This is a genomic window from Streptomyces sp. NPDC029674, assembly GCF_044903205.1.
Classification (GTDB): Bacteria; Actinomycetota; Actinomycetes; order Streptomycetales; family Streptomycetaceae; genus Streptomyces.
In genome coordinates this window covers 585,267-610,391 of the sequence record NZ_JBJDPY010000004.1, presented here as the reverse complement: position 1 = coordinate 610,391, position 25,125 = coordinate 585,267, and the positions used below count along the sequence as shown (strand labels likewise).

The 25,125-nt window shown below is 70.9% G+C and carries 18 protein-coding genes and 1 pseudogene; 10 read left to right on the top strand and 9 right to left on the bottom strand.

What is annotated here, in order from left to right:
* The first annotated feature begins 87 nt into the window (after window positions 1-87).
* Window positions 88-558 (top strand): DIP1984 family protein, encoded by a 471-nt coding sequence (locus ACI2L3_RS13295; protein ID WP_404752449.1) that lies wholly within the window; start codon window positions 88-90, stop codon window positions 556-558.
* Between the two features lie 289 nt (window positions 559-847).
* Here ACI2L3_RS13295 and ACI2L3_RS13290 read toward each other — a convergent pair whose 3' ends face one another.
* Complete coding sequence (locus tag ACI2L3_RS13290; protein WP_404752448.1) at window positions 848-1,453, bottom strand: MarR family winged helix-turn-helix transcriptional regulator; 606 nt, start codon at window positions 1,451-1,453, stop codon at window positions 848-850.
* 67 nt (window positions 1,454-1,520) lie between these two features.
* Between ACI2L3_RS13290 and ACI2L3_RS13285 the strand changes: the two genes are divergently transcribed.
* The gene (locus tag ACI2L3_RS13285) at window positions 1,521-2,282 is read left to right on the top strand and encodes an SDR family NAD(P)-dependent oxidoreductase (protein ID WP_404752447.1); all 762 of its coding nucleotides are present in this window, start codon (window positions 1,521-1,523) and stop codon (window positions 2,280-2,282) included.
* A 130-nt stretch (window positions 2,283-2,412) separates the two neighbouring features.
* Window positions 2,413-3,228 carry an SAM-dependent methyltransferase gene (locus tag ACI2L3_RS13280; protein ID WP_404752446.1) on the top strand — a complete coding sequence of 272 codons (816 nt, stop codon included), beginning with the start codon at window positions 2,413-2,415 and terminating at the stop codon, window positions 3,226-3,228.
* Window positions 3,229-3,252: 24 nt separating this feature from the next.
* Here ACI2L3_RS13280 and ACI2L3_RS13275 read toward each other — a convergent pair whose 3' ends face one another.
* The gene (locus ACI2L3_RS13275) at window positions 3,253-3,678 is read right to left on the bottom strand and encodes a pyridoxamine 5'-phosphate oxidase family protein (protein WP_404752445.1); all 426 of its coding nucleotides are present in this window, start codon (window positions 3,676-3,678) and stop codon (window positions 3,253-3,255) included.
* A gap of 229 nt (window positions 3,679-3,907) precedes the next feature.
* Between ACI2L3_RS13275 and ACI2L3_RS13270 the strand changes: the two genes are divergently transcribed.
* Genes ACI2L3_RS13270 through ACI2L3_RS13260 form a run of 3 tightly spaced genes read left to right on the top strand, consistent with a single transcriptional unit; the run spans window position 3,908 to window position 12,694 of the window.
* Complete coding sequence (locus tag ACI2L3_RS13270; protein ID WP_404752444.1) at window positions 3,908-7,576, top strand: hypothetical protein; 3,669 nt, start codon at window positions 3,908-3,910, stop codon at window positions 7,574-7,576.
* Window positions 7,577-7,578: 2 nt separating this feature from the next.
* A complete protein-coding gene (locus ACI2L3_RS13265) occupies window positions 7,579-11,721 on the top strand; it encodes a hypothetical protein (protein WP_404752443.1) in 4,143 nt (1,380 codons plus the stop codon).
* Window positions 11,722-11,731: 10 nt separating this feature from the next.
* Complete coding sequence (locus ACI2L3_RS13260; RefSeq protein ID WP_404752442.1) at window positions 11,732-12,694, top strand: hypothetical protein; 963 nt, start codon at window positions 11,732-11,734, stop codon at window positions 12,692-12,694.
* On the opposite strand, the gene ACI2L3_RS13255 is transcribed toward ACI2L3_RS13260, so the two are convergent.
* The 6 genes from ACI2L3_RS13255 to ACI2L3_RS13230 form a co-directional block, all read right to left on the bottom strand.
* Window positions 12,586-13,689, bottom strand: coding sequence for a winged helix DNA-binding domain-containing protein (locus ACI2L3_RS13255; protein ID WP_404752441.1), 1,104 nt, complete (start codon window positions 13,687-13,689; stop codon window positions 12,586-12,588). The two genes, ACI2L3_RS13260 and ACI2L3_RS13255, sit on opposite strands and share 109 nt — an antisense overlap.
* A 76-nt stretch (window positions 13,690-13,765) precedes the next feature.
* Window positions 13,766-14,218, bottom strand: a complete 453-nt coding sequence (locus ACI2L3_RS13250; RefSeq protein WP_404752440.1) for a GNAT family N-acetyltransferase — start codon at window positions 14,216-14,218, stop codon at window positions 13,766-13,768.
* On the bottom strand, window positions 14,215-15,411 hold the full coding sequence (locus ACI2L3_RS13245) for an acyltransferase family protein (protein ID WP_404752439.1): 1,197 nt from the start codon (window positions 15,409-15,411) through the stop codon (window positions 14,215-14,217). Before ACI2L3_RS13245 ends, ACI2L3_RS13250 begins: the two co-directional genes overlap by 4 nt.
* Window positions 15,412-15,640: 229 nt before the next feature.
* Window positions 15,641-17,098 (bottom strand): argininosuccinate synthase, encoded by a 1,458-nt coding sequence (argG, locus tag ACI2L3_RS13240; protein ID WP_404752438.1) that lies wholly within the window; start codon window positions 17,096-17,098, stop codon window positions 15,641-15,643.
* 99 nt (window positions 17,099-17,197) lie between these two features.
* Window positions 17,198-17,557: a hypothetical protein gene (locus ACI2L3_RS13235; RefSeq protein WP_404752437.1), complete on the bottom strand. Its 360-nt coding sequence runs from the start codon at window positions 17,555-17,557 to the stop codon at window positions 17,198-17,200.
* A gap of 253 nt (window positions 17,558-17,810) precedes the next feature.
* A complete protein-coding gene (locus ACI2L3_RS13230) occupies window positions 17,811-18,416 on the bottom strand; it encodes a hypothetical protein (protein WP_404752436.1) in 606 nt (201 codons plus the stop codon).
* 276 nt (window positions 18,417-18,692) lie between these two features.
* On the opposite strand from ACI2L3_RS13230, the gene ACI2L3_RS13225 reads away from it, so the two are divergent.
* Window positions 18,693-20,723, top strand: a complete 2,031-nt coding sequence (locus ACI2L3_RS13225; protein ID WP_404752435.1) for a hypothetical protein — start codon at window positions 18,693-18,695, stop codon at window positions 20,721-20,723.
* A 206-nt stretch (window positions 20,724-20,929) separates the two neighbouring features.
* On the opposite strand, the gene ACI2L3_RS13220 is transcribed toward ACI2L3_RS13225, so the two are convergent.
* Window positions 20,930-21,289, bottom strand: a complete 360-nt coding sequence (locus ACI2L3_RS13220; RefSeq protein WP_404752434.1) for an ArsR/SmtB family transcription factor — start codon at window positions 21,287-21,289, stop codon at window positions 20,930-20,932.
* Window positions 21,290-21,530: 241 nt separating this feature from the next.
* Here ACI2L3_RS13220 and ACI2L3_RS13215 point away from each other — a divergent pair.
* The 3 genes and pseudogenes from ACI2L3_RS13215 to ACI2L3_RS13205 form a co-directional block, all read left to right on the top strand.
* Window positions 21,531-22,340: pseudogene (locus tag ACI2L3_RS13215) on the top strand (glycosyl hydrolase family 5); the annotation flags it as partial.
* A 38-nt stretch (window positions 22,341-22,378) separates the two neighbouring features.
* The gene (locus tag ACI2L3_RS13210; protein ID WP_404752433.1) at window positions 22,379-23,896 is read left to right on the top strand and encodes a glycoside hydrolase family 6 protein; all 1,518 of its coding nucleotides are present in this window, start codon (window positions 22,379-22,381) and stop codon (window positions 23,894-23,896) included.
* 134 nt (window positions 23,897-24,030) lie between these two features.
* The gene (locus tag ACI2L3_RS13205; RefSeq protein ID WP_404752432.1) at window positions 24,031-25,074 is read left to right on the top strand and encodes a lytic polysaccharide monooxygenase; all 1,044 of its coding nucleotides are present in this window, start codon (window positions 24,031-24,033) and stop codon (window positions 25,072-25,074) included.
* The last annotated feature ends 51 nt before the right edge of the window (window positions 25,075-25,125 follow it).

Sequence of the window (25,125 nt, the reverse complement as noted above, 5' to 3'; positions counted from 1 at the left end):
CCCGTCCGTGGCCCCGTGCAGCGGCTCGTGCGGACGGGGCGACCTGACTTCGTATACTCGTGCGAGCTCAGAGAACGGGGGAAGACGGTGAAACTTGCCGAGGCGCTGGCAGAGCGCGCGGAGGCGACACGCCGCGTGGAGCAGTTGCGGGCGCGTGTGGTCAGCAGTGCGCGTTACCAGGAGGGTGAAACTCCTCCCGAAGACGCGGCCCAGTTGCTGGCTGATGCCGGTGAAGTACTGGACACCCTCGAGTCGTTGATCCGGCGTATCAACCGGACCAACGCGTCTGTGGATCTGGGAGAGGTCGGCACGCTCACCGACGCGCTCGCGCGCCGGGACGTGCTGCGGCTGCGCCACTCGGTGGTCACCGCGGCGGCGGACGCGGCGGCGGGTACGGGCGACCGGGGTTACGGGCGGCAGCTGCGGTCCGAGCTGCTGATGCTCTCGGCCCTCCCGGTCGCGGAACTGCGTGGTCAGGCGGACGCGCTCGCCCGGGAGATACGCGAGATCGACGTACGGATCCAGCGCGCGAACTGGGAGGCCGACCTGCTGGACTGAGCGGACGATGACGATGGGGAGCAGGTAGCTGTTCCGGAGGCGTGCACACACCGAGGGCCGGCGGATTTCCGGCCCACGCCTGGCGCGTGAAGAGCAACGCGGGGGTTCGACTCCCCGATGACAGTGCAGCTCAGCACCGCGTACAGGTGACAGTGCACAGTGCACAGCACATCACCACGTGCAGATCCGGGCAGTGAGGGCGGGTTCGGGGTCTCCCCCATCGCATCGCGCATTTCCGGCGGCGCCCGCTGTCGGTCGGCGGCCGTTCCCGCTCGGCGCCGTCACGGCCTCAGACGTCCCCCACCTGCGTGATCCGCTCGTCCCCCAGGTTCCGCTGGACGTCTTCAAGGAGCAGACCCAGCAGCTCCGTGAGCTTCGCCTGCTGGGCGGGCGTCAGGCCGCTCACCAAGTCCGCCTCCCTGCCAAGGACTTGGTCCACCGTCGACTCCACGAGTGCGTGACCGGCTTCGGTGAGGGTGACCTCGACCGTACGGGGGCGGCCTTCGCCGGGGCGGCGGGTGACGAGCCCTTCGCGTTCGGCGCGGGCCACTCGTTGGGAGACGGCGCCCGCCGTGACCATGGAGAGGTGGCCCAGTTCGCGGGTCGTCAGCGTGTACGGCGTACCGCTGCGGCGCAACACGCTGAGCAGGTCGAGTGTCGCCGTGTCCACACCGGCGCGGGCGAGAACCCGTCGGCGGTCGTCACCGAAGAGCTTGGCCAGCTGCCAGATCGGCGTGACGATCCCGATCGATGTGGCGGGGGTGCCGGGGCGCTCGCGCTCCCAGGCGGCGGCGATGTCCCGTGCGGTGTACGCGGCGGTCCCGCGCGGCACGGCGTCGCCGCCGTCATCCCGCCGGGCCTCTCCTGCCCCCTTCTTGCCCTGCCCCTTCTTCATGTCCCGCCTCTCCAGTGGTACGTTTAGGTCTAAATTTAGGCCTCAATGGACGTCTGGAGTTCAGCTTATGGCACGCGCACGCACCCGCACCGTCCTGATCACCGGCGGCGGCACAGGCATCGGCCGCGCGGCGGCCCGGCACTTCGCGGAGCACGGCGACACCGTGTTCGTCACCGGCCGCCGCGCCGAACCGCTCGACCGGCTGGCGGCGGAGACCGGCGTACGAGGTGTGGTGTGCGACCACACTCGCCCCGAGGCGTTCACCGCGCTCCTCTCCGCACTGCCGGAGCAGGTCGACGTCCTCGTGAACAACGCCGGCGGCAATACCGACTTCGACGCCGACCCGAAGGAGGAGCTCGACGTCGGCGGCGAGGCCGACCTGGCCGCGTACGCGCAGGCCTTCCGCGACAACCTGGACGCGAATCTCGTCGGCGCCGCGCTGACCACCAGGGCGCTGGACGGTCGCCTCGCGGCCGGCGGGGCGGTCGTGCACATCGGGTCGATCGCCGGAGCCCAGGGGTCCGGTGCCGGGGCCTACGGCGCCGCCAAGGCCGGGCTCGCCGCCTGGAACCTGGACCTGGCCCGTGCGCTCGGGCCGCGCGGCATCACCGCCAACATCGTCGCGCCCGGCTACATCGCGGACACCGAGTTCTTCCGGGACCGCCTCGCGGACGAACGGCGCGAGCAGCTCGTGGCCGCGACGTCGACCGGTCGCGCCGGTTCGCCGGAGGACATCGCGGAAACGGTCGCTTTCCTCGCCTCCCCCGGAGCTCGTCACATCACCGGTCAGGTGTTGCACGTCAACGGGGGTGCGTACATGACTCGTTGAGTACCGCTGGTACTGCCAGTCCGGGAGTACCAGCAGTACGGGTACGTGAACTGATGTGCACGGCACAGCTGTTGCGACGTAGGTTGTGCGTCAAACAGTCCACGCCACGGTTGAAAGACGGACGGTACCCATGACCGACCACGCCACGACGCCCGGTCCCGCGGCGCACCAGAAGATCGACACCTCGGTGCCGCACTCGGCCCGGATCTGGAACTACTGGCTGGGAGGGAAGGACAACTACCCCGTCGACGAGGCGGCGGGCGACGCGTACAGCGCCGTCTTCCCCGGCATCGTCACCGTCGCCCGCAGCAGCCGCGCCTTCCTGCGCCGCAACATCACACACCTCGTCTCCGAGGCAGGCATCCGGCAGTTCCTGGACATCGGGACCGGACTGCCGACGGTGGACAACACGCACGAGGTCGCCCAGCGCCTCGCCCCGCAGGCCCGGATCGTCTACGTGGACCACGACCCCATGGTCCTCACCCACGCCCGCGCCCTGCTCACCTCCACCCCGGAGGGGGCGACCGCCTACATCGACGCCGAGCTGTCCGACCCCGACCGCATCCTGGCGGCCGCCGCCGAGACGCTGGATCTCAGCCGCCCCACCGCCCTGATCCTCAGCAACATCCTGGGACACATCGCCGACTACGACCAGGCACGCGCCATCGTCGCAACGCTCATGGACGGTCTGCCGTCGGGCAGTTACCTCTCCGTCAACGACGGTTCACGGGGCGTCGACGCGGCCTACGAAGAGGCTCAGGACGCCTACAACGCGTCCGGTGCCGTCCCGTACTTTCTGCGCCCCGTCGACAAGATCGAGGCATTCTTCGACGGCCTGGAGCTCCTGGACCCGGGGGTCGTCTCGGTGCCCTTCTGGCGCCCGGACCCCGGCTCCCCCGCCCAGGAGCCCATCGGCGAACACGGCGGTCTCGCCCGCAAGCCGTGACGCCCCGGTGAGCCGTGCCCGGAGTCAGACGGAGCCGAGGTCCGACGAGTACCAGTGCTCGGGCCGCAGGTAGTAGACGGCCTGTTCACCGTGCTCCTTCAGGGCGAACTCCACGTACGGCTCGACCTTCTCAGCCGGTAGATAGCGCGCCGACATCTCCCGCAGCTGCTCGATGGTCGCGTCCTCGGAGCGGACCACCGGGCCCTCCACGGAGACGTACCGGATGGTCGGCTCCAGGCGGTCGACCATCAGCGAGAAGCGCCCCGCGGCGGCGATCAGCCGGCCCTTCTTGGAGTGCCGGCCCGTCATCACCCACAGCTCGCCGCCCGGGGTGTACTGGTACCAGATCGGCAGCGTGAGCGGCGCCCGGCCCTCGCCCGCCGTCACGGCCAGCGCTCCGATGTGCGGTTCGGCCAGGAACTGTTCACGCTCTTCGACGCTGAGGGGCATGCGTGTCTCCTTCGACGGTTTCCGCTGCTGGTGATCCCCAACTCCCCTGCAGCGGCCGGTATTCCGCGCGCACGCGACGCCGTCACTCGTTCGGGTGGTAAAAGGGGGCCGACCGGGGTGACGTCGGGCGGGTCCGGGAGCCTTGAGGGACGCCATTGCGCAGTCGGCGTTGCGCGGTACGGGACAGCACGCTCCGAAGCTTTTCTGACTCGCTTGACGGGAGAGTCACATGGCCGCGTCCCCCTCGCCCGAGCCGTACCGGCTGCTGCGGGCGACCGACCTGCTCGATCTGCACTTCGCGTTCCTGGGGCTGCGCTTGGAGCGCCCTCTCCTCGGACCGCGCCAGCTGGTCCGCAAGGACCCGGCCCAACCGGCCTTCCTGGTGGTCACGTTCGGGCCTCAGCATGTCGCCGAACAAGCCTTCTTCGAAGTGAGCCCCGGCCTGCCGGAACCCGCGACGCCGGCCGGCAGTGAACCGCACAAGCCGCCACCGGTCGCCTCGCGCATCGGCGGCCGCAGCCTCCTGGTGTTCACGGTCGCCACCGACGCCGTCGTCGAGTACACCGAATCCGGCCTGCTCACCGCCATGCGGGCCCTCCCGCTGCGCGTGGTGGACGCCGCCGCGGAACCCGCCTCCGCCGCCCGCCTCGCCCCTACCGTGACCGGCCGGTCCCTCGATGTGTTCGAGGCGCTGCGACTGGCCCGTACGACGGCGGAAATGACCGCGCGGTACGGGCCGGACGCGCCCCTCGCGGCCGGGCTCCTCGCCGCGACCGGCCCGACCTCCATCCCACACTCCGCCGCGGGCCCCGGCCCGGAGAACCCGCTGGCGGACCCCGCCGACCCGCGCACCGGCATCGAACTGCCCTACCGGCTGCTCCTGTCCCCGCCCCGGTCGGCGACCTGGACGCACACCACCTCGCTGCCCGACCCGGGCGGCCCGGACGACCGGGTCGAGCTGTGGCACACCCGGATGGCGGCGGGCCACGCCCGCGCCGTGTGGACCCGCGACCCCGGCTTCGACCCGGCCGACCCGCGCGCCCTGCCCGCCGGAGGCAACGAGTTCACGATGGCGCTGGACCGCAAGGACCGGTCCTCGGTGGTGCACCTGAGCTCCAACCGGAACCTGCCGGGCGGCTTCTTCCCCGCACCGCTCGACGTCGGCCATCTCGCCCTGTCCGCCATGGGCGGCTGGCTCGACTCCTTCGGCCAGTGGAACAGGCCGCCGACCGGCTTCGACGTCACCCAGTGGCGGCACCGTGCCGCGCTGGGCCGGGACCACTACGTACGCGTCATGTACCGCGGTCGGCTGTTTCCGTTCGGGCACCTCGCGGACCTGGTCAGGGTCACCGAGCGCAAGTTCGACCACACCCGGCCGGACCACGCCGCCTACCTCAACCAGCGGTTCTTCATCATGGTGCGCGAACCGGTGCGCGGTTACGGGGAGTTGGGGGACAACGACGACCAGAAGCGGCTGCGGCGGCTGTTCCCGTTCACCGCCGTGCGGCTGCTCACGCTGGTCACGCCGGATCTGCAGAAGCCGCAGACGATCCCCGGCCTCTCCTCGATCGGCGGTGACCCCGACGAGAAGCTCGCCTTCTTCCCCGCGTCCGCCACCGAGGACCCCTTCCAGTTCCAGGTGAGCATGACCGACCTGGAAGGCCGCCTCGTGGAGTTCCGCACGCCGATGGCCTTCGTCGGCAAGCTCGTCCACGAGAACAAGGCCGATGTGCGGGTCGTCGTCGACCACTACCGGAGTCTGGTTTCCGAGCCGGCGCCGGAGCCCCCGGACCTCAACAGCCCGAACGTCAGGCGTACCGTCGCCGACGTGCGCGGCCAGTCCATCGCCTACGCGCCCAGCCGCAAGCCCGGCGACACGACACTCTCCACCGGGCAGCTGATCTGGGGGGCCGCGACCACTGACTCCATCCTGGCGCTGGACCCCACGGACCAGCCACGGTTCCTGCCGACCGTGCGCTGGGCGCGGGCCGTGATCCCCGCGCTCTCCCGGTTCGGCGGCTCCGTCGGTGACCTGACGCAGTCGGTGTTCTATCCCGAGCCGTACGTGCGCAGCGCCTTCGCCGAGGCGAACAAGGGGCAGGTCTTCGTCGAGCTGGCCGCGCCCGTCGACCTGTCCTTCCGACACGCCGGTCAGACCGCCGGCGCGCTCGCCCAGCCCAACTTCCCCGTCGCCGGGCTCTCCCGTCTCACCGGACCGGTCGCCGCGACACCGAGCCCGTCGGCGGGCGCCGCTCCCGTCGACAAGTGGGCGAAGCTCGCCCAGGGCAGGTTCAACCCCCTCGACTACTTCGGGGAGCTGGCCGGGGCGAAGCTCTTCGGGATGTTCCCGCTCACCGAGATCCTGAGCGAGATCGGCCTCGACAATCTGAAGGCGCCGAACTTCTTCACCGCGACCGTCGACGCGGTCACCGGCTTCCTCGGCGACCTCCGCGGGCTGCGTGATCTGCTGACATCCGTCGAGGAGCAGTTCCCGGAGACCGTGGACCTGGTGCTGCGCGCGACCGATGCCGCGGCGGCCTTCGCGCAGATCCTCGTGGACTACATCGTCAGCCAGCTGGAGGGTGCACCGGACCCCACCATCGAGGAGGTCGAGAACGCCTTCGCCGCCTTCGCCGACGCTCTCGCCGCGCTGCGTGCCGGTCTGCCCGCCGCGGTGGACACCGGGGTGCGGCAGCTGCTCGGCCGGATCGCCGACCAGGCCGCCACCTGGGACAGCGCGGTCGGCCAGGCCCTCGCGCTGAAGAAGGCGGTGGAACTCGCCGCGCTCGGCGCGAAGCTGCCGGACGTCGTCAACTCCCGTCTGCAGTGGCAGCCCGACATCAAGGCGTGGACGCCGGGCAAGCCGACGCCGACCAGAGCGGAGGACGCCGTGTTCTGGCCGACGGGGAAGCTGACACTCGTCACCGACCTGCGCGGCTCGCTGCGCCCGGACGTGCCGCAGGCCGCGGACGTCACGTGCACCCTGGGCAAGTTCGATCTGCGCATGGTGCCCGGTTTCGACGCGATCGTGCTGCACTTCGACCAGATCCGGTTCAGCATGCGCGCCGGGCAGAAGCCCGATGTCGAGGTGAAGTTCGGCGGCGTCGACTTCGTGGGGAACCTCGACTTCGTCCAGACCCTGCGCAACATCATTCCGCTCGACGGATTCAGTGATCCACCGGCGATCACCGTCGACGGGTCAGGGATCCACGCGAACTACTCCATGCAGCTGCCGAACGCGGCCGTCGGCGTCTTCAGCCTGGAGAACCTCTCGCTCAACGCCGCGATCTCCATCCCGTTCATCGGCGACACACCGCTGCAGGCCGGGTTCGCCTTCTGCCGGCGTGAGGCGCCGTTCCGCCTCACGGTGTCGATGCTGGGCGGCGGCGGCTACTTCGGGATCGTACTGAACCCGAAAGAGATCGCCGTACTGGACGCTGCCCTGGAGTTCGGGGCCGCCGTGTCGATGAACTTCGGGGTGGCCAGCGGCAGCCTGTCGGTGATGGCCGGGATCTACTTCCGGCTCGACCTCGCCCAGAACAGCGTGACGCTCGTCGGCTATCTCCGCGCCCGTGGCGAGGTCGACGTCCTCGGCATCATCTCCGCCTCCATCGAGCTCTACATGGAGCTGGGCTACAAGGACGGCTACGCGATCGGCCGGGCCAGCCTGACCATCAGCATCGAGATCGGCTTCTTCGAGACGTCGGTGACGATCCGCTGCGAGAAGAAGTTCGCGGGCAGCGGCACCGGGGCCACCGCGTTCGCGCCGGGCACGGAGTGCCCCGCCATCAGCCCGCCCTCGTTCGTCGACCTCATGTCCCCGTACACCGACCCGGTGACCGGCGCCCTGGTCGACCCCGTCTTCGACTACTGCACCGCGTTCGCGGAGGTGGACTGACCATGGACAGCATCCGCTGGACCGTGCTGCCCGACGGCGTCGCCGACACGGACACGGTACGTGTGTCCGTGCTCGTCAGTCCCAGCCTGACCGGGATCGACGCACTCGGCCAGTCCGCGTACTTCGCAAAGTGGCCGGAGCGGCTCGCCACTCTGCTGCCCGCGCTGTGGCTGCAGTTCGACAGCCCGGCGGGCACGGTCGTGAAGACGCTCCGGCCGACCGGCCGCCACCCGGCCGCCGATCCCACCCTGTGGCGGACCCTGTTCAACGACGACACCTTCGTGCGGCCTCCGCGGCGGCCGCCTGCCACGCTCGCCGCGGAGGAGCGGCGCACGCTGCGCTCGTATCCGGGCAAGCTGGTGCACGACGAGGTCACAGGGCTGTACGAGGCAGTCGCGGTGTACACCACACAGAGCAGGCTGCGGAGCGAATGGGCGCGCGAAGAGCGGCTGTTGTGCGAGGAGCCGCCGACGGACCACCGCGGCTGGGAGCTGCCCGCGCTGTTCCGGGTGACCGACCTGATCTCGGACCGGGTGCTCGAACTGGGGCGCGACCTGCGGTGCGGGTACACGGCTCTGGAGGACGCGCTGCGTCCGCGCGGGGTGCACGCGGCGGACGACGACGGTCACCGGCCGCGTTTCATGGATCGTACGAGCGGTGCGTACACCGGCGACAACAAGAGGATGCTGCCGCTGGCCGAGGCCGCCCGCTTCTACGACCGGGGCAAGGAAACGGGCTCCCCGGGGCTCGCCGAGGAGCCGGTGCACCGGATCGACTTCCATGAGGCGTGCGGGCTGCTGGGCGACTATCCGGAGTTGCAGCGCCGGTTCGGGCTCGTGCTCGACCTGAGCTTCGCGATGCCGGCCGGGGTCGCGGACGGCGCGAAGGTGCGCGTGCGCTTCGACGACCGCCTCGCCGACGCGGCCACGCTCAACGCTCCGGGCAAGTGCCCCTGGACGCAGATCCGGTTCACCCGGGGCAGCGTGTTCCAGGCGGCCGTCACGGAGGGCGCTGTCATCAGCGACCGCATGCTGAACCTCGGCGACCCGGAGGCCTGGCACCTCACCGAGCTCGACGTGGACGGGGCCGCGCTCAAGCACGTCGACTACGCCCGCTCGATCGACAGCCTGTGGAACAGCGACCTGCCGACGGGCCCGGAATCGGTGGCGCAGCTGGTGTCGGGCACCGGCACACCGGCGGCCCGCGGCGCCGGGATCACTCTCCTGCACACCGACCGCGACCGGCATCTGGCCGGCCTCATCGGTGCCGACGTGAGCCGCCAGGTCGCCTCGGACGACGCGGTCCTGACCGCCATGGACCTGCTGCGCGGCTACCGCGTCGACGTCGGCGTCGTCGACCCCGCCACCGGCCGGGTCGCCCAGTGGCGTTCACTGCTGCGGCGCAGGGGCCGCTACACCGTCCGCCGCCCGGGACAGCAGCCCGTCGAGATCCAGGTCCGCCCGGACGAAGGCCTCGTACGAGCCAGCGCGGTCACCGTCGACGCGGCCGACGACCGCCAACTGTACGGACATCAGGCCGTGTTCGGCTGGGACGGCTGGAGCCTGGCGGCGCCGCGCCCCGGCCGCACCATCGGCCTGGACGACCAGCCGGAAGCACCCGCCCCGGCGGTGTCGCCGGACGTGCCGCTGGACACCAAGTTCGCCCCGGAGCCCGGCTCGCTGCCCGCGCTGCGCTTCGGCCGCACCTACCGGATGCGGGCCCGGATCGTCGACCTGGCGGGCAACGGCCCGGACCACACGGTGAGCACACCGGACGCCGTTCACTCCGACGCGATCACGTACGGCCGCTGGGAGCCGGTCCCCCAGCCCGTGGTGATGCCGCTCCTGCCGTTCAACGAAGGCGAGTCCACCGAGCGCCTGGTCATCCGCAGCACCGTCACCGACGACGGCCGGGAGGTCTCCACCGACGAGTACGCCCTGCGGCGCTCGGACGTCCCCGACCACGATGCGCGCTCGGAGGTGGACGGTCTGGACCGGCGGTACAAGCCGGTCTCCGAGCGGCATGTGGCACCGCCGAAGACCGCACTGCAGATGGCCGAGGAGCACGGCGTGTTCGACGCGGTCTTCGGCGCGGACAAGTCCGACCAGGTGCGTGAGGAGTACGCCGCGGTCGCGGCGCGCGAGGCCGGGTCCTTCCTGGACACCAAGGTGCGGGAGCCCGAGTGGCCCCACCGGGAGCACGATCTGCTGCGTGCGGGCGAGATCCACATCGCCAAACACGACGTGCACGACCCGCTGCCCCTCACCCCGCTGCCACTCCCCCGCCGCGGGGCCTGCCTTGCGCAGGGCGAGTTCGTGGTGCACAGCGCCGACCAGCTGCTCCTGCCGTATCTGCCGGACGTGCTGGCCGAGGGCGTCATGCTGCGCGGTCTGCCCGGTGACACGGAGAACCGAAAGATCCCCTTCCCCGGCCCGTGGCCACAGGCCAAGCCGTTCAAGCTGCGCATCAGGGAAGGCGACGGAGAACCCCGCTGGCGCGACGGTCTCATCGAGCGGGTGCTCGACGTCTTCCTCACGAAGGGCGAGATCGCCACGGTCCGGCTGAGTTGCTACGTCGACGCGCGGAAGCTGCCGCTGCTGCGGCAGTGGAGCCTGCTCACCGCTTCGCCGTTCTGGGCGGACCTCCCCGACCGGGACAAGGCCTTCGTCACCCGGGCGAGCGCCGACGGCGAGAACTGGATGCTGACGCCGTGGGTCGAACTGACCCTGGTGCACGCGGTGGAGAAGCCCGTGCGCCCACCGAGGCTCGGCGGCCTGGCCTCCCACCGCACGGCCGAGCAGACCGCGGCCCAGCTGACCGGCACGCTGACCAGCCATGCCGCCAGCAGCGGTCACGTCGAGCTGGACGCGCACTGGAGCGAGTGGCTGGACGACGTCACCCGGCCCGCGCCCGCCCGGATCGCGGGGCACACACACCTCGAGGACATCAAGCCGGCCTACCTGGCCGATGAGGCAGAGGTCGACCGCGTCCACGAGTTCGGCGACACGAGGCACCGCAATGTCCGCTATACCCCGACCGCCGTCACCCGGTTCCGCGAGTACTTCCACCCCAGCCTCACCGAGGACCGGACCAACGTCACCCGCGTCGGCCCGGCCGCCGAGCTCCTGGCCGTGCCCAGTTCGCGCCGGCCGGAGCCACCGGCGGTGGCCTATGTCGTGCCGACCTTCCGCTGGCGCAGGACCGTCGACGACGCGCACGGCTCCGTCACCCGGCACCGCGCGGTCGCCGGCCTCCGTGTCTATCTGAACCGGCCGTGGTTCTCCTCCGGCGACGACGAGATGCTGGCCGTTCTCCTTGATCCGGGCGGCACGGTCCTGCCGGACACCGTCGCGACGCGCTGGGGCGTGGACCCCGTCTGGGCCGACACGACGGTGCTGCCGGACCCCGCGGCCGCGCACTTCCCGAACGCGGCGAAGCGGCTCACCGGGATGCGCCTCGCGGAGTCGCCCGACTCCGCGCCGGTGGCGGTCGACGCGGTGGCCTTCGCGCCCACGTACCACCCGGAACGGCGGCTCTGGTACGCCGACATCGACGTGGACTTCGCCGACGCGCGCGCGGCCGGGACGACGTACTTCCCGTATGTGCGGCTGGCGTTGGCCCGCTATCAGCCGTACTCGGTGGATCCGTTGCACCTGTCGAAGGTGGAGCGCGCCGAGTTCGCGCAGCTCGTCCCGCCAAGGTCGGTCACCGGTCGCCGGGAGGGCGACCTGCTCACCGTCCGGCTGACCGGCCCCGCGACGTACAACGAACTCGGTGAGCTCGGCGGCACCGGCGCGGTCGCCGCGGCCGCGAGCCGCCGGGTCGTCGTGAGCGTGCAGAGCCGGGCGAACCTGCAGTCGGACGAGATGGACTGGCGGCAGGTGGGCACTCCGGTGGAGCTGACGTACCGGCCCGACGGCGGCGCGTTCGCCTGGAGCGGGGGGATCACCGCTCCCGTCGGGCAGTTGCTGACCTCGTACCGGCTCCTGGTGCAGGAGTACGAGCTCTACCGCACCGACCAGGACACGGCCACGGACACCGTGACCGTGAACGGCACCGCGCTGCCCGCGGCCCGGCGGCTGGTGCACGCGGACTACTTCGGGCTGAGCGTCGGCCTGCTGGGCCGCGTCGACTTCGAGCTCTAGGGGAGAGCTGATGTCACGACGGAAACTGATGTCACCACGGCCCTTGGTCAGCTGCCTGGCGGCGCTGGCCCTGACTCTGCTGTGGTCCTCGCCCGCGTCCGGTGCGCCGGCGAGCAGGTTCAACGATCCGCCGCCGCACCGTGGCGGCGCCGAGGTCCGCATGACCTACGGCGGGCGGACGCACGCCTGTTCGTCGGGGTTCGCCGTGCGCAGGGTCGAGGACGGCAAGCGCGCCATGACCACCGCGGGACACTGCGCGCCGACCCCGACGGAGGCGACCTCGGGAGAGCACCCGTTCGGCACGTTCGTCAGGTCGTTCCACGACAACGAGGTGGACGCCGCGCTGATCGGCGGCACCCCCGCCAAACCACAGCTGTACGCGCCGACCCTCTGGACGAACGGCGGTACGCCGAGCACCCCCGTGGCCCGGCGCGTCCTCGGCAAGGCGGACGGGCCGGTCAAGTACCAGAAGGTGTGTGTCAGCGGCAAGGTGACCAAGCTGGTCTGCGACATCGAGGTGTACAACCTCACCAGCGGCGAGTCCTGCGAGGACGAGCCGCCACGCATTTGCACCAGAGGGCTGGTCCTCGCGGGCAAGGAAGGCGTGAACATCGTGGCGCAGGGCGACTCCGGCGCACCCGTGTTCGTGCCGATCGACACCGAGATCGACGGGCACAAGGTGTACGGGGTGATGCTCGTCGGCATGCTGGTCGGAGGCGGGCCGCGCCGCCAGGGAGGGCCCGAGGACCTGGTGGTGTTCCACTCGGTGAAACAGATCGAATGCGCGCTGAACGCCCGGGTGTTGACCACGGCGGAGGCGGAGTCGGGCGACACGGCACCGCCCCCGGCCCGGAGCGACTGCGCTCAGTCGAGCACGACGCGTTCGCTCGCCTTGTCCGAGAGGAACGCCGCCACCGACCGGCCTTCCTCCTCGACGTCGGCACGCTCCGCGCGGGAGAAGCGCCGCAGCTGAGTCACCCGTACGGTGTCCTCCGCCACGGACCACGTCGCCGCGACGCGCCCGTCGACGAGGACGACGCGTTCTCCGGCGACGGACAGGCCGCGGTGGGCGTCGTCGATGATCCGGCCGCGGTCGTCGTAGCCGAGGATCGCGTTGTCGAACGCGGGCAGGAAGCGCACCGGCGCGGGGGTGTCGGGGTCCGGGCGCGGTGCTTCGGGGAGGTCCAGGAGTTCGCGGCCGCGCTCGTCGCGGAAGGAGACGAGCTCCGCGCGGGTCGCGGCGACCGCGGCCGGGAGTCCGGCGAGGCCGCTCCAGGCGCGCAGGTCTGCCGTGGCGGCTGGGCCGTACGCGGCCAGGTAGCGACGCACAAGGAGCCTGCCGACCGGGTCTGAGCCGTCCGGAGCGGGCGGGTCGATGTCTCTGCCCAGCCAGGAGGAGAGCGGGAGGTTGCGTACGCCGGCCTTGGTGCGCCACAGGCCGCGCGGCGGCAGCTGGACCATGGGCACGAGTCCGGCGATCAGCATCTCCCCCAGCGCGCGCGGCGCCGTCGTCGGCCAGCGGTCGGCGACGGCTCGCGTGAGTTCGGCCATGGACCGCGGCTCCCCGTCGGCCATGACCTCGCGGCCCGCCGCGGCGAGTTCGTCGAGGTCCACGTCCTCGAGGTCCTTGCGGTAGACCCCGAGCACCCGTTGGCGCAGCATCGGGTCGTGCCGGGCCCGCCAGGCCAGGGCGTCGTCGGCGGTGACGAGGTGGATCGTACGGCGCATGAGATGCGTACGGACCACGCGCCGCTCGACGAGCAGGTCGGAGAGGACCCCCGGCTCGAAGCCGCGCAGCCTCGACCAGAGTCCGACGAACGGCTCCTGCGGTTCCTGCGCCTGCAGTCCGCAGAGGTGCGCGACCGCGTCCAGGGCCGGCATGTCGACGCGTTCGAGGAGCAGTTGCCGGGCGAGCGTGGCGCGGCCCAGGGCGCGGGCGTCGAGCACGGTCGGGGTGTGCGCAGGCATGGGGCTGCTCCTGAGGTCTGTCGGTCCGACCAGGGGTCCGTCGGCCGGTCGACGACCACAGTCCCAGAGGTTGCGGTCAGGTTCTGTCCTCTACTGCTTTCCGTTTCCGCCACCAGAGCGCCGCGTGGCGGCCGATCCCGTGCCCGGCCTCGGCCGCGAGCGGAAGGACGCACGGGTCCATGTGCGCGCACCGGTCCCCGCTCGATGGGAAGTCGACACCCGTCTCGTCCTCTATGACGGCGAAGAAGCGCCGCCCCTCGGACGACTGCCGCGACGTGGACCAGGTGTAGTCCGCGCCCGCGGCGAGGGCCGTGTGCACGGCGTGCCGTCCGAGGCCCTGGCCCTGCCAGTGGGCGGCGACGGCGATGTTGGCGATGTGGCCGAGCCGGCACGGGTGACAGAGCTGGTATTCGAGGATGCCGACCTGCCGGTGGTCGAGGTCCAGCATGGTGACGGCCCTGCGGCCCGCGGGCACCGTCTCGACGACGTGCTCGAAGTGGATGGCGGGCGGCCGGGCCGGACGGCTCACTCGGTTCTGCCCTCTCGGGCGAGGGCGGTCGCGTCCTGTTTGAAGGCCCACGTCATCTTCGGCTCCATGGCGAAGCGGAACATGCGTTGCACCGGTGGGGTGCACAGGAGGGTGATCACGGTCCCGGCGACGAGGGTCACGGTGATCTCACCGAGCGGCCGGTGGATCCAGTCGGCCTCGTACCAGTCCCAGAAGCGGGAGCCCTTGGCGAGGAAGCCGTGCAGGAGGTAGCCGTAGAGCGTCCCGGCGCCCAGGACCGTGAACCACAGCTTGCGCCCCGGCACCCAGGCGAAGAAGCAGCCGACGAGCACCAGCGAGCAGCCGAAGAGCGCGAGGGTCATGACGGCGCCCGACCAGCCGGGCGCGGCCAGTTCCTGGGCGCTGTCTCGGCGGTAGAACCACGCCGCGCTCATCCGCGGAGCGGCCCAGTAGGCGAAGGCCAGCGCCGCGGCGAAGACCGGTACGGCCAGGATCCGCGCCTCGCGGCGGCGCACCATCTGGAAGTGCTCCGGCTTGAGCACGAGGCCGAGGACGAAGAAGGGCAGGAACTGCAGGACGCGTTGGAGGTCGAGGTCGTCGCCGATGTCCGGGGAGACGGAGGCCAGCGCGGCGATGGCGAGCGCGAGCGGCAGCGGCCACCGCACGACTTTCCAGAGCGGGGTGGTGAGCCGCCAGATGAACAGCGCGGCGAGGAACCAGGTGAGGTACCAGGGGTCGAGCAGGCTGATGGGGTAGTCCGGGTCGTCGCCCGACCGCCTCTTGAAGAACGTGTACGCGACTTCGAAGATCACGTAGGGCACGGCGATCCCGGTGACCAGGCGTTTGATCCTGTCAGGGCTCGCGTCGAAACTGCGGGAGAAGTAGCCGGAGATGACGATGAAGGCCGGCATGTGGAAGGCGTAGACGGTGATGTAGAGCGCGGCGGCGGCCCTGCTGTCACTGCGGAGCGGTTCCCAGGCGTGCCCCATGGCGACGAGGACGATGGCCAGGTACTTGGCGTTGTCGAAGAACGCGTCGCGCTGTTTGGCGGGCCGCGCTCCCTTCCTGGCCGCCCTCCGGGCGACGGCCGGAGCGGGAGGACGGTGCGGAGGGGGAGGAGGAGACGGAGGGGGCGGAGGGTGCTCGATGGGCCGCAGGGGAGGCAGGGGCGCCGCCCGACGGTGCCGACCTGTCTGCCGTGAGGTGTCACTCAAGATGCCTCCCACAGGGGACCGGGGCCTGCGAGACCGCATCGTGCGTCACTTGCGGGTGTCGCGTCATCGCAGAACATCTCGGGCACCTTAGCGATACTTCTACAGTCGCGTAAAACCCACTGGTCATAGCCCTCCCCACAAGAACGGACGACACGAGTACCCAAAAGCACAGGGCCGACCCGACACCCGGAGGTGTCGAGCCGGCCCTGTATGCCCGCGTCTGGAACGGTCAGTCCGTGCCGAACTCCATCGCGGCGCGGTCCAGCAGCTCGTCGTCCGCGGAGACCCGGCCGCGCGAGGCGATGGCCTCGGCGCCGCCCTGCGGCATCTCCGGCATCGTGCCGATCAGGCCGGTCGCGGCCGCCTGCGCGGCACCGACGGACGGTCCCGCCGCGGTGCCGATCAGGCCGAGGCCCGCGTACTGCTCCAGCTTGGCGCGCGAGTCGGCGATGTCGAGGTTGCGCATGGTGAGCTGACCGATCCGGTCCACCGGGCCGAACGCCGAGTCCTCGGTGCGCTCCATGGAGAGCTTGTCCGGGTGGTAGCTGAACGCCGGGCCGGTGGTGTCGAGGATCGAGTAGTCCTCACCGCGCCGCAGCCGCAGCGTCACCTCGCCGGTGACGGCCGCGCCCACCCAGCGCTGCAGGGACTCGCGCACCATCAGCGCCTGCGGGTCCAGCCAGCGGCCTTCGTACATCAGCCGGCCGAGGCGCCGCCCCTCGTTGTGGTACTGGGCGAGGGTGTCCTCGTTGTGGATCGCGTTGACGAGGCGTTCGTACGCCGCGTGCAGCAGGGCCATGCCCGGCGCCTCGTAGATGCCGCGGCTCTTGGCCTCGATGATCCGGTTCTCGATCTGGTCCGACATGCCCATGCCGTGGCGGCCGCCGATGGCGTTGGCCTCCATCACCAGGTCGACGGCGGAGGAGAACTCCTTGCCGTTGATCGTCACCGGGCGGCCCTGGTCGAAGCCGATCGTCACGTCCTCGGCGGCGATCTCGACCTCGGGGTCCCAGAACCGCACGCCCATGATGGGCTCCACGGTCTCCACGCCGGTGTCCAGGTGCTCCAGCGTCTTGGCCTCGTGGGTGGCGCCCCAGATGTTGGCGTCGGTGGAGTACGCCTTCTCCGTGCTGTCGCGGTAGGGCAGCTCGTGGGCGAGCAGCCACTCCGACATCTCCTTGCGGCCGCCGAGCTCGGTCACGAAGTCCGCGTCCAGCCAGGGCTTGTAGATCCGCAGCTGCGGGTTGGCCAGCAGGCCGTAGCGGTAGAACCGCTCGATGTCGTTGCCCTTGAAGGTGGAGCCGTCGCCCCAGATCTGCACGTCGTCCTCGAGCATCGCCCGGACCAGGAGCGTGCCCGTGACGGCGCGGCCGAGCGGGGTGGTGTTGAAGTACGCGCGGCCGCCCGAGCGGATGTGGAACGCGCCGCAGGTGAGTGCGGCCAGGCCCTCTTCCACCAGCGCCGCACGGCAGTCGACCAGGCGTGCGATCTCGGCGCCGTAGGTCTTGGCGCGGCCGGGCACCGAGGCGATGTCGGGCTCGTCGTACTGCCCGATGTCGGCCGTGTAGGTGCAGGGGACGGCGCCCTTGTCGCGCATCCACGCGACCGCGACCGAGGTGTCGAGACCGCCCGAGAAGGCGATGCCGACGCGCTCGCCGGCGGGGAGGGAGGTGAGGACCTTAGACATAGGAAGAGTATGCATCATCTCGCATGGTCATGCAAAGACGGTCGTACGAAGGCTGTGATCGGCTGCTCGCATACGGAAACTCAGGCCGCCCCGTGGAACTCAGGCCGCCCCGTCGAAGGGAGTGATACGGCGGTACGCGGCCCGGGCGTACCGCACCCGGGCCGTCGCCGTGCCGATGAGGGCGGCGGCCAGCAGGCACGCCACCCAGCCGGGGTCCCGGTGCCCGGCCCAGGAGAGTTCCCCGATCGGATGGGTCGCGAAGACGTTAAGGAGCGCCCAGCAGAGCAGGGCCGTGCCCGGCGCCGCGGCGAACCGGCCGAGCATGCCGACCAGCGCCGCGAGGACGGACAGGGCCGCGAGGGCGAACCCCGGGCGGTCGAGCGCGCCGAGCAGGTCGAACGTGATGACCAGCAGCAGGGAGCCCGAGCAGGCCGTCGTCCACACGAACGGGGTGCCCATGGGTTCAGGAACGGCCTTTGCACCCTTGGCGATGTACCGCCACTCCACCACCGTCGATTCCTCCCCACACCGGGCGCCGGGTGCGATGCCGGCGCCCGGCCTCTCCCCGGCCGAATCCTCGTGCGACGCGACCACCGCACCGGCAGCGAGCCGGGCGGGGTCGCGGTCTTGTCGGCCGATTCTCCCACCCCGGACCGCGAATGCCGAGGTCGATCGCGTCACGCGACGGTGGGGCCCGGCCGAAGCCGGGAGATCAGTAGAGCTTGTTGACGGCCGTGGCGGTCGTGGTCTTGAAGTCGGTGACCTGAGCGTCCGCGAAGCCTCCCATCTGACCCCACTGCACGAGCGTCACGGTGTTCCCGTCACGGCCGACGGAGAACATGTTGATGTCGGACGCCCCCCACGTGGCGGTGGTGTGGACGCCGTAGACGTGGGCGCCCTCCTCGGCGCTCACCTTGCCGTAGTACTTCTGCTTCGCGGTGATGTCGGGGTACTGCTGCATCACCTTCTCCGCGCAGCCGTCGAGGTTCTTGCGCAGGAGGGCCGCGAAGTCCTTGGCCCGCTGTTCGCTGCGCTCGACCACGGTCACCTGCAGCGCACCGGTGTCGAGGTCGGTGCGGTAGGCGCGGTGCACGGAGATCGACGGCAGCGCCTCGCCGACACACATCGGCAGCGGGTCCGGCTGTCCCGCCGTGACCGGACCCGCGGTCCACGCCGACGAGGAGTGCGGCGGCAGCTCGGACGGCGACAGGAAGCGGGGAGTGCCCGCTGCGGCAGCCGGCACCGTTCCTGCCGCGACGCCCGCCGCTGCCAGCACGGCTCCCATGACGAACATCCCCTTGGTCCCGCGCCTGTTCATCTTCGTCTCCATGATGTGCCCCATCTCGCTTGATCAGCCTGTCTGTTCGGGCGTTCACAGCCGCCCTGTGGTCCCACACCCCATACGACCAGCGACCCCGTACGCTCGTTGCCCTCTCCGACGTCACAGCCCTGTCCGGCATGTCACCGAACAGCAACAGCGCGGCTCGTGGTCCGGCGGATGCCCGACGCCTCCCCGGCTGTGACCATCGCTTCATTCACTCGTTTGACGGAGGTCAGGACATAACACCGGCAGCCTTCGGAAGGCCTTCGATCGATGAGCACATCGCAACGGCGCCGGAGGAAGGGATCCGCGCCCGCGACCCTCGAGCGCGCCGAGGCCGTCATCGTCGACCAGTACACCCGGCTCGTGCGCCTCGCCTATCTCACCCTGCCCAGCTCTCTCAGCCGTCACCGCCGCGTCCTTGCCGCGCACGCCCTCGTGCAGCGCGCTCTGCCCGGCTTCCGGACGCGGCGGGCGACGTCGCGGATTCCGCGGCCGCGGACGGCCGACCGCGGGCAGGAGACGGCGTGGATGACGGCGCGCGTGCTGGGCGCGGCGCTGGCGCGTGAGCGCCGGCCGCGCGGGTGGCCGAGCCGTCTGCCACCGCCCCGCGCACTGGGTCCCGCACTGCCGGTCGTCTGGGGCCTGCGACTGTTCCCGCGTGCAGGTGGCAGCGAGGAGATCGCGCTGGCGCAGACCTTGTCCAGGGTCTCCGCGCCTGCCCGCGCCGCGTTCGTGCTGGGCAGCCTGGACGGTCTGCCGCGCTCCGAAGTCGTCGGGCTGCTGGCGTCGGCCGGGGTGCCGGACCCGGATGAGGCGGTGCGCGCCGCCTGCCGCGTCGAGGAGGCCGTGGGCGATGCGGCGGGCGCGCTCCTGCGGTCGCAGGAATTCGACGCGTGTTCCGTGCAGACCCGGCCCACCGATCTGCTGCGCCGCAGACGCCGGTTCCGGCTCGGCTGGTGCGCCGTCGGGATCGCCGCGCTCAGCTGCGCGGTCCTGACGACGCTCGACTCCGCGCCCGGGGACGATCCGGCACGGCCCTCCGGAGGTCGCCCCGCGATCAGCGCCGACGCGTTGCTCCGCGCCTCGCCGGACGCGTGGGCCGACACTTCGCGGGTGGACTTCACCGCGTGGCCGGCCCGTGGTTCCCGTGTCGGCGACCGCGCCCTGCTCACGCGCGCGCTCGCGGCGTGGACCGACCCGCCGCGCGGCACCCGCGTCGAGGCGACCCGAACCACGACCACCGAACCCCCGCCCAAGGCAACGCAGTTGCTGTACGCGGACGACGTGGGCGGAGAGGCGGTCGTACTGTTCCACGACGGCCGGCGCGTGGTCCGCTACGGCGAGCCGCGCTCCGTGACGGAACCGGCGTCCCTGCACTTCGCCCGCGCCGACGACGCCGACGTCACCACGGCGGCGGCACTCGCCGTCAGCCGCGCCGGGGCCAGAGCCCGCTACCTCACCGCTCCGTGGATCGCGGAGGCCCGCACGCGTGACCTGCTGCGGCCCGACGCGCCCAGTCGCCCGCTCGACGTGTCCGGCGAGGGTCTCACCGAGGCGGTCGACGCGCCGTCGGCCGCTGGCGCGTGCGACAGCCTGCCCGTACTGCACCTGCGGTCCTCCGCCAGAATCGTGGAGAAGCACGCCTTCCTCGTCGCCGACCTGGGCGACCTCGCCCCGGCGCACCTCAGCCACACACCGCTGCCCGGCACCGACGCGCCGGCCCGTCAGCCGCGCGAGGCCACCGGCAGTGCGGCGCTGGCAGGCTGGGCGCGGAACGCGTGCCACCTCTCCGAGCTGCGGGAGGACGGCGTACGGGCCGTCAACCAATGGGACTTCGCGGCACAGGAGTTGCCCGAGGACGGCGGTCGCGCCGTGTGGTCCTGCACGCGCGCCTCGACGTGGCGCGGCCCCGGCAGCGTGCTGCTCCGGTTCCGCACGTCCGCGGATGCCTCGGAGTCCTCGAAGTCCTCGACGGCGCAGGCGAAGGTCGTCGGGCGGGCCGGGCCGACCGCCGCCTGCAGCCGGTTCGGCCGGCACGTGGTGGCGAGCGCTCGGTGGACGGCGGCTTCCGGACACCGGTACCTCCTCGCCGCGGGCAGCCGCGACGTCACCCGGATCTCCGTCACCGGGGAGGTCGACGCCGAAAAACGCGGCCGTTTCCTGGCCGTGCGGGCCCCCGAGGACGCGCGGGTGACGGTGCGGGCGCGTCTGGCGGACGGCGAGGAGCTGGCCGAGGTGGGAGCCGGCGGGCTCAAGGGGCGTGGCCCGGGGCGGGCCAGGGCGGGTGACGGACGTCGATGACGTAGTCGTGCGCATGCCGCCAGCCGTGCGGTCCCGCGTGGGCGTCGGCCGAGGTCGTACGCCAGCAGGCTCAGCGCCACGGTCGCAAGACCCGTGCCGACGAGGGCCATGACCTGAGCGGTGAACAGGCGGCGCGGCGGTAGGTGCGGTTCTGGAGCACTGAGCGCATGGGGCGTCCCCTGTGTCGGTGGCCAGGCCCTCCTCGATCAAGGGTGCCAGGGCGCCCCGGTGACCTGGTGGTCCGCGTGGTTCAGCGCCTCGGTGACCAGGCGGCGCAAATGGCCGTCACGCAGCGAATACACCATGCGGCGCCCGTCCTTGCGGGCCTGGACGAGGCCGGCGAGCCGCAGCTTGGCCAAATGCTGGCTGACGGCGGGCCGCGCGGCCTCGCTCACGGTGGCCAGCTCGGTCACGTCCGCCTCTCCCCCGGCCAGCAGCCACAGCAGGTGCAGCCGGGTCGGGTCGGCGAGCAGCGCGAACACCGTCGTGGCGGTCTCCAACTGCTCCTTGCCCGGGCTCCGTTGGTGCCCATGGTGTGCAGGTGAGGATTTGGCGCGCTCCGGCATGGGCTCATCGTAGGGGCAGGACCAGGACCGCCCTCGTCAACAGTGCAAGGAGCCTGTATTTGCGCCTCCTTTGACCTGCTCTTTCAAAAATACCGTCCCACACTTACCGCGCTTCTTCTTGTCAGGAGCATGCGGGCCTCTTAGAGTCCCCGACCGAACCACCTGTGGGAGCGCTCCCATCATGGGGGAGACGGGCGCGCACCCACGAGGTCGCCCCCGCACTCTCATGAGAGGCCCCCGCATGCGACCGATACCGCAGCACTTCCGCGCCCGGCGCGGCCTGTCGGAAAGGCTCCCCACGGCTCTCGCCCTCGCCGCCGCTCTCGTCGCCGCGCTCATCACCGCGACGGCACCGGCGCAGGCCGACACCACGATCTGCGAACGATACGGCTCGACCATGGTCCAGGGGCGCTACGTCGTCCAGAACAATCGCTGGGGCACCAGCGAAACGCAATGCGTCTCCGTCTCGAACACGGGCTTCAAGGTCACCCGGGCCGACGGTTCCGTGCCGACCAGCGGCGCTCCCAAGTCGTACCCGTCGATCTTCAACGGCTGCCACTACACGAACTGTTCGCCCGGCACCAACCTTCCGGCGCGGCTCAGCACCATCTCCAGCGCGCCCACCAGCATCTCGTACGGCTATGTCGGCGACGCGGTCTACAACGCCTCGTACGACATCTGGCTCGACCCGACGCCGCGGAAGGACGGCGTGAACCGGACCGAGATCATGGTCTGGTTCAACAGGACGGGCCCGGTCCAGCCCGTGGGTTCCCAGGTGGGCACGGCCACGGTGGCCGGCCGCGGCTGGCAGGTCTGGTCGGGCAACAACGGCGGCAACGACGTGCTGACCTTCGTCGCCCCATCGACGATCACGAGCTGGAGCTTCGACGTCATGGACTTCGTCCGGCAGGCCGTCGCCCGCGGCATGGCCGGCAACGACTGGTACCTGACGAGTGTCCAGGCCGGTTTCGAGCCGTGGCAGAACGGCACGGGCCTGTCGGTGAACTCCTTCTCGTCGACCGTCCTCACCGGCGCCGCCGCCCGCCCCGGGGCACGCCCCGACGCCCTCCGGATCCCTGAGGAGACACGATGACCGACCCGAACCGCATGGCCGACCCGCGCTCGGGGCGTTCGCGCCGACGCCGGTCGGTGGCCCTGACCACCGCATTGGCCACCGCCCTGGCCGCCCTGACGCTCGGCGCGGCGGGCCAGGTCACGGGAGGGCCCGCGGCCGCCGCGGAAGCGCGCACTGCGAAGGCGCACGTCGACAACCCGTTCGCCGGGGCGAGCTTCTACGTCAACCCCGACTACGCGGCCAAGGTCAAGGGCTCCATCGCCAAGACCTCCGACACCGCGCTCAAGGCCAGGATGGAGAAGGTCAAGAGATATCCCACCGCCGTCTGGCTGGACCGGATCGCGGCGATCCACGGCGGCGACGCCAACGCCGGCCGCAAGAGCCTGGCCGACCACCTCGACCTGGCGCTGGCCCAGAAGAAGCGCGGGAAACCGATCACGGCCACGTTCGTCGTGTACGACCTGCCGGGGCGGGACTGCGCGTCCCTGGCCTCCAACGGTGAACTGCCGCTGACCCAGGCCGGTCTCGACCGCTACAAGAGCGACTACATCGACGTCATCGCGAAGGTCTTCAAGAACCCCAAGTACCGGAACATCCGCATCACCACGGTCATCGAACCGGACGGTCTGCCGAACCTGGTGACCAACACAGCCGACCCGGAATGCGCCCAGGCCAAGAGCAGCGGCATCTACGTGAAGGCAGCCCAGTACGCGCTGGACAAGCTGCACGCCATCCCCAACGTCTACACGTATCTGGACGTCGCCCACTCCGGCTGGCTCGGCTGGGACACCAACCTCACGCAGACCGCGCAGCTGTACACCGAGGTGGCCAAGGGCACCGCGGATGGGCTGAGCAGCGTCGACGGGCTGGTCACCAACGTCTCCAACTACACGCCGCTGGAGGAGCCGTTCCTGACCGACCCAGACAAGGTGGTCGGCGGCAGCATGGTGAAGTCCGGCGCGTTCTACGGGTGGAACGCCAACTTCGACGAGTCGGACTTCACCAGGAACCTGCATCGGGCCCTGGTCGCGGCAGGCTGGCCCGCCTCCACCGGCATGGTCATCGACACCTCCCGCAACGGCTGGGGCGGCTCCGCCCGGCCGACCGCCGAGAGCACGAGCACCACGCTCGACACCTACGTCACCGAGTCCAAGGCCGACCGGCGCGCGCACCGCGGCCTGTGGTGCAACGTCGACGGCGCGGGGCTCGGTCAGCCGCCGCGGAGTGCGCCGTCCGGCGCCCCGGACTCGCACCTGGACGCCTTCCTGTGGGTCAAGCCGCCGGGTGAGTCCGATGGAGCCGGCGAGGACATCCCGAACGACGAGGGCAAGCGCAAGGACCCGATGTGCGACCCCAACTACACCGTGCCCAACGCGGGCAACAGCAAGACCGGCGCCCTGCCCGGCGCACCTCTGGCCGGTCACTGGTTCCACGACCAGTTCTCGATGCTGGTGAAGAACGCCTACCCGGCCGTGCCGACCGGCCCGGCCGCCCCAACCGCCCCTGATGCCACGGCGAAGGAGACGCCATGATCAGAAACTCTCGAACCACTGGAAGAACGCTGAGCGCCCGAAGTACCCGAAGCGCGCGCGGCACTCGAAGCACCCGCAGCACCCGCAGCACCCGCAGCACCCGCAGCAGGAAACGGTCGCTGTCCTTACTGGCGGTGTTCGCCACCCTGCTCAGCGGGCTCGGTCTGACCCTGCTCGGCCAGAACAGCGCGCAGGCGCACGGTGTGACGATGACACCGGGCTCGCGGACTTACCTGTGCTACCTGGACGCCAAGACCAGCACCGGCGCGCTGGACCCGACGAACCCGGCGTGCAAGGCGGCCCTCGCGGAGAGCGGCGCGAACGCGCTGTACAACTGGTTCGCCGTGCTCGACTCCAACGCGGGAGGACGCGGCCCAGGTTACGTCCCAGACGGCAAGCTGTGCAGCGCCGGTGACCGCTCCCCGTACAACTTCACCGGCTACAACGCCGCGCGCGCCGACTGGCCCCGGACGCACCTCACCTCCGGGGCGACGATCAAGATCAAGCACAGCAACTGGGCGGCGCACCCCGGCGACTTCCGGGTGTACATGTCCAAGCCCGGCTACTCGCCCACCGAGCCGCTGGGCTGGGACGACCTGGAGCTCATCCAGACCGTCACCAACCCACCGCAGTCCGGCCAGGTGGGCAGCGAGTCCGGTCACTACTACTGGGATCTGAAGCTTCCCTCGGGCCGCTCCGGCGACGCGATGATGTTCATCCAGTGGGTGCGGTCGGACAGTCAGGAGAACTTCTTCTCCTGCTCCGACATCGTCTTCGACGGCGGCAACGGCGAGGTGACCGGGATCCGCGACCCGGGGAACACCCCCACGCCCACGCCCACCCCTACGCCGACCCCGAGCGACCCGCACACCGGGTGCATGGCCCTCTACAAGGTGACGAACGCCTGGAACGGCGGCTTCCAGGGTTCCGTCGAGGTGATGAACCACAACACCACCGCCCGTGACGGATGGGCCGTGCGCTGGCAGCCGGGCGCCGGCACCAAGATCAACCAGGTCTGGAACGGCACCCTCAGTACCGGATCCGACGGCGCGGTCACGGTCAAGAACGTCGACCACAACCGCACCATCCCGCCGGACGGCACCGTGACGTTCGGCTTCACCGCCACCTCGACCGGAAGCAACTTGCCGGTCGGCTCGATCACTTGCGTCAAGCCGTAGCCGTATCCGTATCCGTAAGGGAACGCGGAAAGGACCGGAAAGAAGGAGATC